Source organism: Micromonospora sp. Utrum1 (assembly GCF_057197805.1).
In genome coordinates this window covers 226,759-240,468 of sequence record NZ_CM170071.1, presented here as the reverse complement: position 1 = coordinate 240,468, position 13,710 = coordinate 226,759, and the positions used below count along the sequence as shown (strand labels likewise).

Annotated in this window: 14 protein-coding genes and 2 tRNA genes; 6 read left to right on the top strand and 10 right to left on the bottom strand. The window is 69.0% G+C overall.

Annotated elements, in window-relative coordinates; translation table 11 throughout:
- The first annotated feature begins 6 nt into the window (after positions 1 to 6).
- The gene (locus AC0OLQ_RS01150) at positions 7 to 264 is read left to right on the top strand and encodes a DUF7660 family protein (RefSeq protein ID WP_484529843.1); all 258 of its coding nucleotides are present in this window, start codon (positions 7 to 9) and stop codon (positions 262 to 264) included.
- Here AC0OLQ_RS01150 and AC0OLQ_RS01145 read toward each other — a convergent pair.
- Positions 258 to 857 carry an ArsR/SmtB family transcription factor gene (locus AC0OLQ_RS01145; RefSeq protein WP_484529842.1) on the bottom strand — a complete coding sequence of 200 codons (600 nt, stop codon included), beginning with the start codon at positions 855 to 857 and terminating at the stop codon, positions 258 to 260. The genes AC0OLQ_RS01150 and AC0OLQ_RS01145 overlap by 7 nt on opposite strands.
- Positions 858 to 920: 63 nt before the next feature.
- On the opposite strand from AC0OLQ_RS01145, the gene AC0OLQ_RS01140 reads away from it, so the two are divergent.
- Positions 921 to 1,511, top strand: coding sequence for a dienelactone hydrolase family protein (locus tag AC0OLQ_RS01140; RefSeq protein WP_484529841.1), 591 nt, complete (start codon positions 921 to 923; stop codon positions 1,509 to 1,511).
- A gap of 51 nt (positions 1,512 to 1,562) precedes the next feature.
- On the opposite strand, the gene AC0OLQ_RS01135 is transcribed toward AC0OLQ_RS01140, so the two are convergent.
- Together AC0OLQ_RS01135 and AC0OLQ_RS01130 are read right to left on the bottom strand one after the other, a co-directional pair.
- Positions 1,563 to 2,063: a DinB family protein gene (locus AC0OLQ_RS01135; RefSeq protein ID WP_484529840.1), complete on the bottom strand. Its 501-nt coding sequence runs from the start codon at positions 2,061 to 2,063 to the stop codon at positions 1,563 to 1,565.
- Between the two features lie 61 nt (positions 2,064 to 2,124).
- A complete protein-coding gene (locus tag AC0OLQ_RS01130; protein WP_484529839.1) occupies positions 2,125 to 2,646 on the bottom strand; it encodes a hypothetical protein in 522 nt (173 codons plus the stop codon).
- Between the two features lie 202 nt (positions 2,647 to 2,848).
- On the opposite strand from AC0OLQ_RS01130, the gene AC0OLQ_RS01125 reads away from it, so the two are divergent.
- Entirely contained in the window at positions 2,849 to 4,030 is a 1,182-nt protein-coding gene (locus AC0OLQ_RS01125) for a low temperature requirement protein A (RefSeq protein ID WP_484529838.1), read from the top strand.
- A gap of 263 nt (positions 4,031 to 4,293) precedes the next feature.
- Positions 4,294 to 5,469, top strand: coding sequence for a low temperature requirement protein A (locus tag AC0OLQ_RS01120; protein ID WP_484529837.1), 1,176 nt, complete (start codon positions 4,294 to 4,296; stop codon positions 5,467 to 5,469).
- Between the two features lie 325 nt (positions 5,470 to 5,794).
- On the opposite strand, the gene AC0OLQ_RS01115 is transcribed toward AC0OLQ_RS01120, so the two are convergent.
- From AC0OLQ_RS01115 to gyrB, 6 genes are all read right to left on the bottom strand, one after another.
- Positions 5,795 to 5,867 (bottom strand) — tRNA-Ala (locus AC0OLQ_RS01115).
- 45 nt (positions 5,868 to 5,912) lie between these two features.
- Positions 5,913 to 6,041, bottom strand: a complete 129-nt coding sequence (locus AC0OLQ_RS01110) for a DLW-39 family protein (protein ID WP_357331877.1) — start codon at positions 6,039 to 6,041, stop codon at positions 5,913 to 5,915.
- A gap of 43 nt (positions 6,042 to 6,084) precedes the next feature.
- Positions 6,085 to 6,158, bottom strand: a tRNA-Ile gene (locus tag AC0OLQ_RS01105).
- Positions 6,159 to 6,308: 150 nt separating this feature from the next.
- Complete coding sequence (locus AC0OLQ_RS01100; RefSeq protein ID WP_357331875.1) at positions 6,309 to 7,217, bottom strand: DUF3566 domain-containing protein; 909 nt, start codon at positions 7,215 to 7,217, stop codon at positions 6,309 to 6,311.
- 3 nt (positions 7,218 to 7,220) lie between these two features.
- Positions 7,221 to 9,746 carry a DNA gyrase subunit A gene (gene gyrA, locus AC0OLQ_RS01095; RefSeq protein ID WP_357331873.1) on the bottom strand — a complete coding sequence of 842 codons (2,526 nt, stop codon included), beginning with the start codon at positions 9,744 to 9,746 and terminating at the stop codon, positions 7,221 to 7,223.
- 130 nt (positions 9,747 to 9,876) lie between these two features.
- On the bottom strand, positions 9,877 to 11,823 hold the full coding sequence (gene gyrB, locus AC0OLQ_RS01090) for a DNA topoisomerase (ATP-hydrolyzing) subunit B (protein WP_357331871.1): 1,947 nt from the start codon (positions 11,821 to 11,823) through the stop codon (positions 9,877 to 9,879).
- A gap of 527 nt (positions 11,824 to 12,350) precedes the next feature.
- Here gyrB and AC0OLQ_RS01085 point away from each other — a divergent pair.
- Positions 12,351 to 12,905, top strand: coding sequence for a hypothetical protein (locus AC0OLQ_RS01085; RefSeq protein ID WP_484529836.1), 555 nt, complete (start codon positions 12,351 to 12,353; stop codon positions 12,903 to 12,905).
- Here the strand turns inward: AC0OLQ_RS01085 and AC0OLQ_RS01080 are convergent.
- Positions 12,890 to 13,381 (bottom strand): MarR family winged helix-turn-helix transcriptional regulator, encoded by a 492-nt coding sequence (locus AC0OLQ_RS01080; protein WP_484529835.1) that lies wholly within the window; start codon positions 13,379 to 13,381, stop codon positions 12,890 to 12,892. The two genes, AC0OLQ_RS01085 and AC0OLQ_RS01080, sit on opposite strands and share 16 nt — an antisense overlap.
- A 98-nt stretch (positions 13,382 to 13,479) precedes the next feature.
- On the opposite strand from AC0OLQ_RS01080, the gene AC0OLQ_RS01075 reads away from it, so the two are divergent.
- Positions 13,480 to 13,707: a hypothetical protein gene (locus AC0OLQ_RS01075; RefSeq protein ID WP_357331865.1), complete on the top strand. Its 228-nt coding sequence runs from the start codon at positions 13,480 to 13,482 to the stop codon at positions 13,705 to 13,707.
- Positions 13,708 to 13,710 lie beyond the last annotated feature (3 nt).

Here is a 13,710-nt window from a genome sequence, read left to right as displayed (position 1 = left end):
GGACGAATGACCGACGACGACCGCCCGCGCAAGCGCGTCGAGAGCGCCGACGACCTGGTCACCTGGCTGCAGTGGCTCGCCGATGACGTGGCCCGGGCGCCGGACGCCGTGGTGAACCTGGAACTCGACCAGTTCCTGGCGGCCTGCGCCACCCAGCTCCGCGACCGGGTACGCCTCCAGCGCCGGGCCGGCCGACCGGGACCGGCCCAGCCGTCCTGGCAGCTCGTCGCCGACGTGCTCCACGACGCCGTCCACCACTACTGACCGTCGGGCCGGTCGGCCGGGTCGTGCTCGGTGTCCGGGAGGGTGGGCGCGTCGGTGGGGTAGAGGCCGGCGACGAAGCCGTACACCTGGTCACCGGAGCGGGGGATCTGGGCGAAGCGGCGGGCGAGCTGCTGGACCTCCGCCCAGAACGCCCGCACCTCCTCGATCGGGATGCGCGCGTGGACGAGCGTGCACCGCAGGTCGTCGGCGGCGTGGGCCGCGGCGGCCTCGGCGGCCGCCTCGGCGAGGCCGTTGATGCGCGCCGCGACCTGCTTGTCCTCCGGCCGGTTGAGCACACCGACGTAGAAGGTGCGGGCGACCCGGCCGTAGAAACGCTCCTCGATAGCCCGGACCCGCCGGGTCCGCACCACCTGGAGCAGGCCGGCGTCGACCAGCAGGTTCACGTGGTAGGCCACGCTGCTCTTCGGACGGTCGACCGCCCGGGCCATCTCGTTGACCGTGGCGGCCCGCTCCAGGACCAGCTCCAGGAGGGTGGCGCGCAGCGGGTCGGCGAGGGCGCGCAGCTGCTCGGGCGTGGTGACCACGAGCATCTCGTCGAGGTCGTAATCCGGGATCTGCTGATTGACCGACATTTCTCGACCGTTCTACAATTCTGGATCATTCGATCGCTCTGGTTCGTTGACAGGAGTCTAGAGATGGCCGACATCGTTCTCTTCCATCACCTGCAGGGGCTCACCGACGGCGTACGCGCGTTCGCCGACCAACTGCGCGCCGGCGGGCACACCGTGCACACCCCCGACCTGTTCGACGGCGAGCGGCCGGCGACCCTCCAGGACGGCGCCGCCCTGACGAAGCGCATCGGCGGCGAGGTGCTCGACGACCGCGCCGACCGGATCGTGGCCGACCTGCCGAAGGATCTCGTCTACGCCGGCTTCTCCTGGGGTGCCGCCACCGCCCAGCGACTCGTCCAGACCCGGCCCAACGCCCGCGGCGCCCTGCTCTACGAGTCCTGCCTGCCGGTCACCGGCGAGTGGGCCGTCGGCCCGTGGCCGGACGGCGTCCCGGTGCAGATCCACGGCATGGACAAGGACCCGTTCTTCGCGCTGGAAGGCGACGTCGACTCCGCCCGAGAGCTGGTCGGCATCGTCGGACCCGAGCGGGGCGAGCTGTTCGTCTACCCGGGCGAGGCACACCTGTTCACCGACAGCTCGCTGCCGTCCTACGACGCGGACGCCACGGCGCTGGTGGTACGCCGCTCGCGGGAGTTCCTCGACCGCCTGGGCTGAACCGTCAGTGGCACGACCCGCGACGCCGGCGCGGCCGGCAAGGAGTTGGTGTTAGCGCGGGCCGAGGCCGGTGCGACCGTCGAGGAGCTCGCGCGCGACGTCGAGGTGGCCGAGATGCCGGGCGGTCTCCTCGATCATGTGGAGAACGATCCCCCGCAGGTCGGCGACCTCGTCGTCCAGGTCACCGCCGTGTCGACCGACCGGCTTCGCGTCCAGCGGCGTGGTGGCCAGCAGGGCGTCAGCTCGTTCGCACTGCTCCCGATAGAAGGCGAACACTTCCGCCACTGGATGCGCCGCGGTCATCAGCCCTTCGTCGTCATCGGGCCATGGCACATCGACCGCGGTTCCGCGGAACACCCTTTGGAACCAGTGGCGCTCGGCATAACCCAGATGCTTGATCAGCCCGAGCGGCGTCCACCCCGAGGGCAGGATCGAGGTCCGCAACTGCTCGTCGGTGAGCCCGTCGAGGATCGCCAGCGCACTGGCCCGCTGGGCGTCGAGGAAGTGTTGCAGGGCAACGGCTTCCGCGGTCATCGTGCAGGTGGAGGTCATGGTCATCCTCTCGGGCAACGCGGCCGTCGTCATACGCCGGGGGACCAGCCGGGGCATGTCGTCATCTGTGGCAGCCAAGGTTTTCCCCACGGGGTGGAAAGCTGATCTCAATCACAATCTCCCCGTAGGTGAGTGGACCTGGCATAGCCCTCCCGTACCCGAGGAGCAGACGGACCTGTTGCCCGTTGATCACGCGGTCCGCGCAGAACAGGTTCGTCTGTCCTGGCTCTGGCGAGATTCTCCAATGACCCGCTGTCAACAGGGTGCGGTAGTGGGTGAGAACCGGGTCCATCGTCGTGCCCGGCGGCAGGCCGATGTCCGCACTGACACGCCCCCATCGGTCACTCTCATCGCCGCAGGGGAACTGTTCGATGCGGTCGAGGGTGGTGCCGGGCGGAGGCGAGGTCAGCACAGGATCTCGGGTCAACTGCTCGGCCAAGCGGTGATCGCTTTCTGTGCACGGGATCTCCTCAAGCGGGCCGGAATTCTGCGTAAGTTCCTGCACTCTCCGAGCACACAGCGCCACAACACCGACCAGCACCAGCCCGGCTACTGCGGCGCGGGCCAGGACCTGTTGCGGCATGGGGCTGAGAGTAAGACGAATGCCCGCGCTGGGTGGTCCCGGCGGAAGCCCCGAGGCCTTCCGATCGCGGCCTCGACCATCGCCCGTCTGTGTAACGCGGGCCGCTCGATCCAGTCCACGGCAGCACGTCCGCGGTCACCGCCGCTACCGCATGTCAGAATGCCCCCAAACCCGGAGCAGAGCTGGCAGAACGGGCGAGCCGATGACGACGAGCAGCGCGGCCGAGCTGATGCGGAAAGCCGGGGATCCACAGCGGGCCACGTTCCTGGAACTCTTCTTCGACCTGGTGTTCGTCCTCGCGCTCTCTCAGCTCTCGCGCGGCCTGGCCGAGGATCTCGGGTGGAGCGGTGCCTTCCGGGCGCTGGTGCTGTTGGGGGCCATGTGGTGGGTCTGGTCCAGCACCGCGTGGCTGACCGACCGGACGGACCCGGAACGACCGGTAGTCCAGGCGCTGGTCATCGCGACCATGGTCGGCAGTCTGGTGATGGCGGCCGCGGTGCCCGAGGCATTCGGCGACACGGGCCTGTTCTTCGCAGGCGCCTACGTCGCCATCCAACTCGGCCGCGGGCTCGTCCTCGTGGCCGTTCTGCGTGGCCACGAACTGCAGCGCATCGGCATGCGCGGGCTGTTCTGGTACGGCATGTCGGCGCTGCCGTGGATCGCGGGGGCCCTCGTGCACAGTACGGCGCGTGGCGCGTTGTGGGCACTCGCGGTGGTCCTTGACCACACGGCAGGCAGAATCGGCTTCCCCACCCCCGGCGCGGACCGTACGCCCAAACAAGACCTTGTGATCTCGGGCGAGCATCTGTCCGAGCGCTACCGGCAGTTCTTCATCATCGCGCTCGGCGAGCTGATCCTCGTCACCGGACTGACGCTGAGCAGCGGCGGCTTCACGGCGGACAGGGTCGCCGCGTTCGCAGTGTCGGTCGCGACCACCGTGCTGCTGTGGCGGATCTACATCTACCGCGCCGGGCAGGTCCTGGCGGAAGCGATTGCCGTGTCTGCCGACCCGGTCCGCCTCGCCCGATGGGCGTCATACGCCCACCTGGTCATGGTGGCCGGCGTGGTCGCTGCAGCCGTCGGCGACGAACTCGTCATCGCCCACCCACTCGGGCACACCCCACCGGCCTGGATCGCCGTCATCCTCGGCGGACCCGCGCTGTACCTGGCCGGGCGCGCCCGCTTCGAGCACGCGGTATTCGGCCGCGTGTCCCGGTCCCGACCGATCGGCGTCCTTGCGCTGGCCGCCCTGACACCGGTGATGCTCCCCCTTCCGCCAGTCGTGGTCGCCACCGCTGCTGCCGTCGTCCTGACCGGGATCGCCATATCCGACGCAGCCCGCGCTCGCAGACGCCCGCCCGAGCCGCCGTCACCACCCGGCTAGCCGGAAGTGTCACCTGGTGCTGACGATCCGCCGACGACCAGAGACCGCCTGCAACCAGGACCAGATAGCAACCAAGGCCAGCTGTCGTGCATGTGCTTGAACCCGCCCGGATCGGTATCAGGACCTGGCTGACACTTCCCTGCCTGTAGCACGCCGCCGCTCGACACCAGGCCATGGCAGCACATCCGCATCCACCACAGCCGTCGCGTGGTACGACTGGTTCAAGAAGGACAATAACGGCAGAAGCGGGCGAGCCTTTGGCGATGAGTAGGGCGGACGGGCCGCTGCGGAGACCGGGGCAGCCTCAGCAGGCAACGTTCCTGGAACTGTTCTTCGACCTGGTGTTCGTCCTCGCGCTCTTCCGGGTCACGCAGGGGCTGCTCCAGAATCTGACGTGGATCGGCACCATCCAGACGCTGGTGTTGTTGCTGGCCCTGTGGTGGGTCTGGTCCCGCGTTGCGGGGGCAACCGACACGTTCGATCCGCAACGACCGCCGATACAGCTGCTGGTCATCGCGTCCATGCTTGGCGTCCTGGTGATGGCCGCCGCGGTGCCTGAGGCGTTCGGCGAGCGGGGCCCATTCTTCGCGGGCGCGTACGTTGCCGTTCAGATTGGCTCCAGCGTCGTCCTCGCGCTTCTGGTGCGTGGCCACGAGGCGCAGCGCATCTTCCTGCGGTTACTCTTCTGGTCCGGCGTGTCCGCCGTGCCGTGGATCGCGGGAGCCGTCGCGCACGATACGGCGCGTCTGGCGCTGTGGACGCTGGCGGTGGCCGTCGACTACACGGCGACCGCACTCCGCTTGCCCACACCGGGGTTGGGTCGCCTTGCGCGATCGGAGCTTGCGATCCTGGGCGAGCACGTGGCCGAGCGCTTCCGGCAGTTTTTCATCATTGCGCTCGGCGAGTTGATCCTGGTCACGGGTCTGGCGTTCGGCACCAGTGGCTTCGGGGCCGAGCACAGCGTTGCAGCCTTGGTGTCGTTCACCACCACCGTGCTGTTGTGGCGGATCTATATCTACCGCGCCGGGGAACTGTTGGCGGAAGCCATCGCAGCCGCCCCCGATCCGCTCCGAATCAGCATCTCGGCGACCTACTCCCACCCGATCATGGTGGCCGGCGTCGTCATCACCGCCAACTGCGTCGATCACATCCTCGACCACCCGTTCGGACACGCAGAGCCGGTCTGGATCGCCATGATCCTCGGCGGACCCGCGCTGTTCCTGGTCGGGCGCGGCATCTTCGAGTACGCGGTCTTCGCCCGCGTTTCCCGAAACCGGCTGATCGGTGTCCTGGTGCTCGCCGCCATCTCACCGGCGATGATCCGGGCGTCGCGGCTGGTGATCGCCATCGCCGCTGCTCTCGTCCTGGCCGCGATCGCCCTATCCGATACAGCCCGCGCCCGAGGACGCCCACCCGAACCGCCGTCACCGCCCCGCTAGCCAGAAAGTGTCACCCACGTTCCGAGACTCCCCTGTCACGGACGTCGCTACGAGGGAACCAACGGGGTGACCACGCTAATCACGAACCACGCGGAGCCACGGGAAGTGCAGCGGCTACTCCGGCACAAGACGCTGCGGACCACGCTGGAGACGTAGGTGCACTGGTGGCCGAAGCGGGAGCGCCAACGCGGCCTGGTGGGCTCGATCCTGCAAGCCGCTGCGAGGAAGCCGCGAGGCTGACAGGGCGCAAGATCAATGCTGGTTGTGCCGGATCTGTGCCGCTTGACCTTGCCTGGAGAAAGCGCCTGGTCAGAGGCGGTAAGAGTGGAGCCCAGGGGACTTGAACCCCTAACCCCTGCCTTGCAAAGGCAGTGCTCTGCCAGTTGAGCTAGGGCCCCGAGGCGGGCGGATTCGCCCGGTGCTGGCAGTCGGAGGAGGCGCGGTCAGCGCAGGTCGGGCGCGGTGGTCGCCTCGTGCCAGAGAGCGCGCTCGTCGTTAGAGGCCTTGATCTTCTTGGCCACGACGGCGGCCACGCCGACGACGCTGGCCAGGATCAGGAGCTTCTTGAACATGGGCTTGACCCCTCGCGCTCGACTACCGTCGGACGATGTGCGGTGGGGCTAGCTGGAATCGAACCAGCGACCTCAGAGTTATCAGCTCTGCGCTCTAACCGACTGAGCTATAGCCCCGCGTAGCGACGAGCAAGGTTAACCCATCGCCGCCGTGGCCCCCAAATCGGGGGGCCGTGGCGGCGCGCTCACCCGCGCCACCATGAACCTACCCGGACATGCGACGCCGGGGCGACCGCTTTACGCGGTGCCCCGGCGTCGTCGTCAGGCTCAGTCCCGCTCGGCGAGCGTCAGCTCGATCCCGCCGACCAGGTCGGCGCAGACGTTGTAGACGAACGCGCCCAGCGTGGCCAGCGCGGTGAAGAGCACGACGTTGACCAGGCCGATCAGCGCGGAGCTGAGGATCACGCCCTTGGCCGTGATCCGGAAGCCGCCGCCGCCCTGGCCGCCGCCGGCGTTCACCAGGTCGGTGAGGCTGTCGTTGACGCTCTTGAACACGCCCATCGCGTCCAGGGCCAGGTAGAGCACCGAGGTGGCGACGACCACCACGATGAAGAGCACCACCGAGACCGCGAACGCGAACTTCATCACGGACCACGGGTCGATCCGCTTGAGGTTCAGCCGGGCCCGGCGCGGCCCGCGCGACGCGGCCGAGGTCACCGAGGTACGCGCGGCGCGTACCGCCTCACCCACCCGGGCGGCCCCCACGGCGGCGGCGCCGCTGATGCCCGGCGGCAGGCCGCCCCCGTTGGCGGGGCGGCCTGTGGCGCCCGGACGACCGCCGTCCGGCGACGGCTTCGGCGCGGTGCCCAGGCCGCCTCCGACGCGCGGCTGCGTGCCGGTGGTGCCGGGGGACGGCGCTGCAGCCGCGGCCGGCTTGGGCGGCTGCGGGGTCGTGGCGGGCTTCGCCGCGGCCGGGGCGGCCAGGCCGTCGGCCGACGTCGGTGCGTCGACCTTGGTCTCGGCCTGGTCGGACGGCCGCGAGTCCTCGCCGGGCGTCTCCGGCGGCGGGACCATGCCGGGTGCCCGGGTGAACTTCGGGGCAGGCGCGTCGGCGGGGACGGTGGCCCGGCCCACGGCCGCGCGGCCGGTCGCTGGTGTGCCGCCCTGTGCGGCCTCCTCGTCGACCGGGTTGGCCGAGGTCCCCTTGTTCCCCGACTTCGCCTGTGTCTCCGTCATCAACTAGTCCTGTTCGTCAGGCTCGTCGGCATTGCGAGCAATCGCCACGATAGTCACGCCGTCCGGGAGGTCCATCAGCTTGACCCCCATTGTGTTCCGGTCCCGCGTACGGCGTACAGGCTTCACCGGAGTCCGGATGACGCCACCGTTGCTGGTGATGGCGAACAGCTCGTCGTCCGGGCTGATCACCACCGCGCCGACCAGACCACCGCGTCGCTCGGTGATCTTCGCAGTCAGCACGCCCTTACCTCCCCGGCCCTGGACCGGGTATTCCTCGATCGGAGTACGTTTCGCGTATCCGCCGTTCGTCGCGACCAGCACGTCCATTTCCATGCCCTCGCGGACGACCTCCATCGCCAGCAGGACATCCTCCTCGCTGAACCGCATGCCGATCACGCCCGAGGTGGCCCGGCCCATCGGGCGGAGCGCCTCGTCGCTGGCGTTGAAGCGGATGGCCTGAGCGTTCTTGGAGACCAGCAGCAGGTCGTCGGTGGGTGCGACGAGGGCAGCACCGACCAGCTCGTCCTCATCGCGCAGGTTGATCGCGATGACTCCGCCGGAACGGTTGGAGTCGAACTCCTCGAGCCGCGTCTTCTTCACCAGGCCGTTCTTCGTGGCCAGTACCAGGTAGGGGGCCACCTGGTAGTTCGGAATTTCGATGATCTGCGCGATCTGCTCGTCCGCTTGGAAGGCGAGCAGGTTGGCCACGTGCTGGCCCTTGGCCACCCTACTGGCTTCGGGAAGCTCGTACGCCTTGGCCCGGTAGACCCGGCCCTTGTTCGTGAAGAACAGAATCCAGTCGTGTGTGGAGCATACGAAGAAGTGGCTGACAATGTCGTCCTGCCGCAGCGTCGCCCCGCTGACGCCCTTGCCGCCGCGCCGCTGCGAGCGGTAGAGGTCGACCTTGGTGCGCTTGGCGTAGCCGGTGCGGGTGATCGTGACGACCACGTCCTCGCGGGCGATGAGGTCCTCCATCGAGACCTCGCCGTCGAACGGCACGATCTTGGTGCGCCGGTCGTCGCCCCACTTGGCGACGATCTCGCCCAGCTCCTCGGAGACGATCCGCCGCTGCCGCTCGGGCTTGGCCAGGATGTCCTTGAGGTCGGCGATCTCCACCTCGAGCTTGGTCAGGTCGTCCAGGATCCGCTGCCGCTCCAGGGCGGCCAGCCGGCGCAGCTGCATGTCCAGGATCGCGGTCGCCTGGACCTCGTCGATGTCCAGCAGCCGGATCAGGCCCTGGCGAGCGTCCTCGACCGTGGGCGAGCGCCGGATCAGGGCGATCACATCGTCGAGGGCGTCCAGCGCCTTGGCCAGACCGCGCAGAATGTGCGCCCGCTCCTCGGCCTTGCGCAGCCGGAACGCGGTCCGCCGGCGGATGACCTCGATCTGGTGCTCGACGTAGTAGCGGAGGAACTGGGCCAGGTTGAGCGTGCGCGGCACGCCGTCGACCAGCGCCAGCATGTTGGCGCCGAAGGTCTCCTGGAGCTGGGTGTGCTTGTAGAGGTTGTTCAGCACCACCTTGGCGACCGCGTCGCGCTTGAGCACGAGCACGATCCGCATGCCGGTACGGCCGGAGGACTCGTCGCGGATGTCGGCGATGCCGGCGAGCTTCCCCTCCTTGATCAGCTCGGCGATCCGCTCGGCCAGGTTGTCCGGGTTGACCTGGTAGGGCAGCTCGCTGACCACCAGCGCCGGCCGGCCGCGCTTGTCCTCCTCGACCTCGACCACGGCCCGCATCCGGATCGAGCCGCGCCCGGTCCGGTAGGCGTCCTGGATGCCGGCCTGGCCGACGATCAGGCCGTGGGTCGGGAAGTCCGGGCCCTTGACGATCTCCAGCAGCGCCTCGAGGGTGGTGGCCTCGTCGGCCTCCGGGTTCTCCAGGCACCACTGCACGGCCGCGCCGATCTCGCGCAGGTTGTGCGGCGGGATCTTGGTGGCCATGCCGACCGCGATGCCCTCGGAGCCGTTGATCAGCAGGTTGGGGATGCGGGACGGCAGGATGGTGGGTTCCTTGGCCCGGCCGTCGTAGTTGTCCTGGAGGTCGACGGTGTCCTCGTCGATGTCCCGGAGCATCTCCATGGCCAGCGGGTCGAGCTTGCACTCGGTGTACCGCATGGCGGCGGCCGGGTCGTTGCCCGGCGAGCCGAAGTTGCCGTTGCCGTCGACCAGCGGGTAGCGCAGCGACCAGGGCTGCGCCATCCGGACCAGCGCGTCGTAGATGGCCGAGTCGCCGTGCGGGTGGAACTGACCCATCACGTCACCGACGACACGGGAGCACTTCACGTAGCCGCGGTCCGGCCGGTAGCCGGAGTCGAACATGGCGTAGAGGATCTTGCGATGGACCGGCTTGAGCCCGTCCCGGACGTCCGGCAGGGCCCGCCCGACGATCACGCTCATCGCGTAGTCGAGGTACGAGCGCTGCATCTCGACCTCGAGGCCGACCGGCTCGATCCGGTCGTGCGCCACGACCGCGGCCAGTGTCTCCGGGGTCTCCGGCTCGTTCGGGGTGGACTCGGGAGTATCGGTCACTGTTAACCCTTATCAGACTCAGAGTCGTTTTCGTGCTGTGGATAACGGCTGTGGAAACCGGCCAGACTGTGGATAACTCTGTGGATCGCCGGGCCGGCCGGTGGATCACCGGCCGGCCCGGCCCGGTCCGTCAGATGTCCAGGAACCGCACGTCCTTGGCGTTGCGCTGGATGAACGACCGGCGCGCCTCGACGTCCTCGCCCATCAACACGCTGAACAGCTCGTCGGCGGTCGCGGCGTCATCGAGGGTCACCTGACGCAGGGTGCGGGTGGCCGGGTTCATCGTGGTCTCCCACAGCTCGGGGTAGTTCATCTCGCCGAGGCCCTTGAACCGCTGGATGTCGTCCGGCCGGGCGTTGGGCTTCTTCTGCTGGCGCAGCGCGATGAGCCCGTCCCGCTCCCGGTCCGAGTACGCGTACTGCGCGTCGTCGCCCTTCTTGTTCCACTTGATCTTGTAGAGCGGCGGGGCGGCCAGGTAGACGTGACCCAGCTCGACCAGCGGTCGCATGAAGCGGAACAGCAGGGTGAGCAGCAGCGTCTGGATGTGCTGGCCATCGACGTCGGCGTCGGCCATCAGCACGATCTTGTGGTAGCGCAGCTTCTCGATGTCGAAGTCGTCGTGGATGCCGGTGCCCAGCGCGGTGATGAGCGCCTGGACCTCGTTGTTCTTCAGCACCCGGTCGATCCGGGCCTTCTCCACGTTGAGGATCTTGCCGCGGATCGGCAGGATCGCCTGGGTACGCGGGTCGCGCCCCTGCTTGGCCGAGCCGCCGGCGGAGTCACCCTCGACGATGAACACCTCGGACTCGCGCGGGTCGGTGGACTGGCAGTCGGCCAGCTTGCCCGGCATCGAGCCGGACTCCAGCAGCGACTTGCGCCGGGCCAGCTTGCGCGCCTGCTGGGCGGCGATCCGGGCCCGGGCCGCCTGGGACGCCTTCTGGATGATGGTCTTGGCCTCGGCCGGGTTGCGGTCGAACCAGTCGACCAGCCACTCGTTGCAGACCCGCTGCACGAAGCTCTTCACCGGGGTGTTGCCGAGCTTGGTCTTGGTCTGGCCCTCGAACTGCGGGTTGGCCAGCTTGACCGAGATGATCGCGGCCAGGCCCTCGCGGATGTCCTCGCCGGAGAGCTTCTCGTCGCTCTTGAGCAGCTTCTTGTCCGCGCCGTAGCGGTTGACCACGCTGGTCAGCGCGGCCCGGAAGCCCTCCTCGTGGGTGCCGCCCTCGTGCGTGTTGATCGTGTTGGCGAAGGTGTAGACCGACTCGCCGTACGACTCGTTCCACTGCATGGCGATCTCGACCGACATGCCCTCCTCCTCGGCGCCGAACTCGACCACCGTCTTGTGGATCGGGTTCTTCGAGGCGTTGAGGTGCCGGACGAAGTCGGCGATGCCGCCCTTGTAGAGGAAGGTCACCTCGCGGGGCTTGCCCTCCTCGCCCTCCTCGACCCGCTCGTCGAGCAGGTGGATGGTGAGGCCCCGGTTGAGGAAGGCCATCTCCTGCAGGCGCCGGTAGATGGTCTGGAAGTCGAAGTCGACCGTCTCGAACACGTCGGCGTCGGGCCAGAAGGAGACCGCCGAGCCGGTGCGGTCGGTCGTCTCGCCCTTCTCCAGCGCGCTCGGCTTCGAGTTGTGGTACTGCTGCCGCCAGACGAAGCCGTCCTTGTGGATCTCCACGGCCATCCGGGTGGAGAGCGCGTTCACCACCGACACGCCGACGCCGTGCAGGCCGCCGGAGACCGCGTACGCCTTGCCGTCGAACTTGCCGCCCGCGTGCAGCACGGTCAGCGCGACCTCGACACCCGGCTTCTTCAGCTTCGGGTGGAGGTCGACCGGGAAGCCGCGCCCGTTGTCGGTGACCCGAACCCCGCCGTCGGCCAGCAGCACCACGTCGATGGTGTCGCAGTAGCCGGCCAGCGCCTCGTCCACCGCGTTGTCGACGACCTCCCACACGAGGTGGTGCAGGCCGCGTTCACCGGTGGACCCGATGTACATACCGGGCCGCTTCCGGACCGCCTCCAGGCCCTCGAGAACGGTGATCGACTCGGCGCCGTACTTCTTGTTGTCCTCCGCTGCCACCCTCGGCCACTTTCTCGCACCGACCGCGCCAGGGCGCGGGGCGCGGGTTCGGCGGACAGGACGCGACGTCGGCGCGCGCGGACCGGTCCGGAGGATCTCCAGGTCACGGAACGCGTACGCCGGTCGCCGCGGTTGCCCGCGGATCGCGATCGGCTCGACCCGATGCGGGACAATGATCAAGGGCCCTGGGGCCCCTGTCCGCCGCTCCGTGTCGGGTCTTTCGTCTCGCCGTCAATCTTACTCTGCGCAGCCGACCAAACCGCCACTCGGCACCCCCTGCGGGGCGGCTGAGATTGCCGTAGGGGGCCGAATCGCGCTGTCCGCGACTCCCCCTACACGCGAGGCCCTGATCGAGGGCGCGACCGGCACCGGATCGGCACCGGCAGGTGACCGACCGGGGGTCGCGGTGGGACCTGCCGTGCCGTACCTTTTGCGGCGCTGCCGCGGCGGTCTTGATCTTTCGTGGCCGGAACCGGGACGATCGACCCGATCGGTCGGACAACGTGCTTGCTGAGAGGTGACGCCAGATGGGGCTGGACAACGTCGCGGTGCACTGGCCGCGGACCGGCCGCTTCTACGATCCGGTCGCTCCGGCCGAGTTCGTCGACTTCGGCGAGATCGTGGACATGCCACGCATCTCGGCCCCGACCGCCGCGCTGGCCGAGTTGATCGCGAAGACCGGCACGGTGCGGGCGACCGCTTACACCGAGCTGGTCGACCTCATCCTCGGCCTGGAAAATGTGCTCTATGCCACGGAGAACTCGGCCGAGGACGAGGACCCGGTGATCGACCCGGACGGCTGCGCCTGGATCGCCGACGGCGTGGAGAAGTTCATCGCCCGGCACCGCCCGTTCGGTGAGGCGGTCACCTTCGAGTCGGTGAGCGAGGTACTGCGGTCGCTGCTCGGCGACGGGCGGCTGGCCGAGCAGCAGCTCCGCTGGCTGGAAAGCCGGCTGGACAAGCTGCGTGACGAGAGTGGCGAACCGCCGCAGTGGAACTTCACCTGTGCCGAGCTGAGCGTGCTCGCCGCCTTCTACCGGCGCTGCGCCGAGCGCGGCTTCGCGGTCTACGCCGACGCCTGACCAGGCTGCGCGGCGCCGGGCTCGGCCGTCGCGGCCCGGTTGGCCGCCGCGATCACCTCGGTCAGCACGGTGTGCAGGTGCCGCAGGTCCGCCAGCGGCAGGCCGAGCCGCTGCACGATCGCCGGCGGGATCCGCTCGGCCTGTGCCCGGAGGGCCTGACCGCTGGCGGTGAGCGTGACTGCCAGGCTGCGCTCGTCGGACGCGTCCCGCTCCCGCCGCACGTACCCGGCGGCCTCCAGGCGCTTCAGCAGCGGTGACAGCGTGCCCGGGTCGAGCTGGAGCAGCCGGCTCAACTCCCGCACGGACATCGGCGCGTGCTGCCAGAGCGCCAGCATGACCAGGTACTGCGGATGGGTGAGCCCCATCGGCTCCAGCAGCGGGCGGTAGACCGCGACGACGCCGCGCGCGGCGACGGAGAGCGCGAAGCACACCTGCTCCTCCAGCGCCAGGGGATCGCCCTCGATCCGTTCGGCCACCCTCGCCCTCCTCGTCCTCGTTGCGATCGTAGCAATGATTGGTGTACCAATTATTGGTACACCAATTGTGTGCGGTCGGCGAGGGAGAGGGCAGACGGATGAGCGACGACGAGCAGGTGGGCGACGCTTCCGGCAAGGGCGGTCGCCTGATGGGCTGGGTGTTCCAGAACCTCGCCGGCCCCTCCCAGGTACAGGGCGCGGTGCAGGGCGGCTCGCGGCTTGCCCGCGAGGCGTGGAAGCAGGACCTGGAGCGACGCAAGCAGTGGAGCCGCGAGCAGCGGGAGCTCAAGCGCGCCCAGCGGGAGGCGCGCCGCGCCGACCGGTGACGG

Excerpts from the sequence above, each read along its gene's own strand:
- AC0OLQ_RS01150 (WP_484529843.1), top strand. The coding sequence starts at position 7 with ATGACCGACGACGACCGCCCGCGCAAGCGCGTCGAGAGCGCCGACGAC.
- AC0OLQ_RS01145 (WP_484529842.1), bottom strand. The coding sequence starts at position 857 with ATGTCGGTCAATCAGCAGATCCCGGATTACGACCTCGACGAGATGCTC.
- AC0OLQ_RS01140 (WP_484529841.1), top strand. The coding sequence starts at position 921 with ATGGCCGACATCGTTCTCTTCCATCACCTGCAGGGGCTCACCGACGGC.
- AC0OLQ_RS01135 (WP_484529840.1), bottom strand. The coding sequence starts at position 2,063 with ATGACCTCCACCTGCACGATGACCGCGGAAGCCGTTGCCCTGCAACAC.
- AC0OLQ_RS01130 (WP_484529839.1), bottom strand. The coding sequence starts at position 2,646 with ATGCCGCAACAGGTCCTGGCCCGCGCCGCAGTAGCCGGGCTGGTGCTG.
- AC0OLQ_RS01125 (WP_484529838.1), top strand. The coding sequence starts at position 2,849 with ATGACGACGAGCAGCGCGGCCGAGCTGATGCGGAAAGCCGGGGATCCA.
- AC0OLQ_RS01120 (WP_484529837.1), top strand. The coding sequence starts at position 4,294 with ATGAGTAGGGCGGACGGGCCGCTGCGGAGACCGGGGCAGCCTCAGCAG.
- AC0OLQ_RS01110 (WP_357331877.1), bottom strand. The coding sequence starts at position 6,041 with ATGTTCAAGAAGCTCCTGATCCTGGCCAGCGTCGTCGGCGTGGCCGCC.
- AC0OLQ_RS01100 (WP_357331875.1), bottom strand. The coding sequence starts at position 7,217 with ATGACGGAGACACAGGCGAAGTCGGGGAACAAGGGGACCTCGGCCAAC.
- AC0OLQ_RS01085 (WP_484529836.1), top strand. The coding sequence starts at position 12,351 with ATGGGGCTGGACAACGTCGCGGTGCACTGGCCGCGGACCGGCCGCTTC.
- AC0OLQ_RS01075 (WP_357331865.1), top strand. The coding sequence starts at position 13,480 with ATGAGCGACGACGAGCAGGTGGGCGACGCTTCCGGCAAGGGCGGTCGC.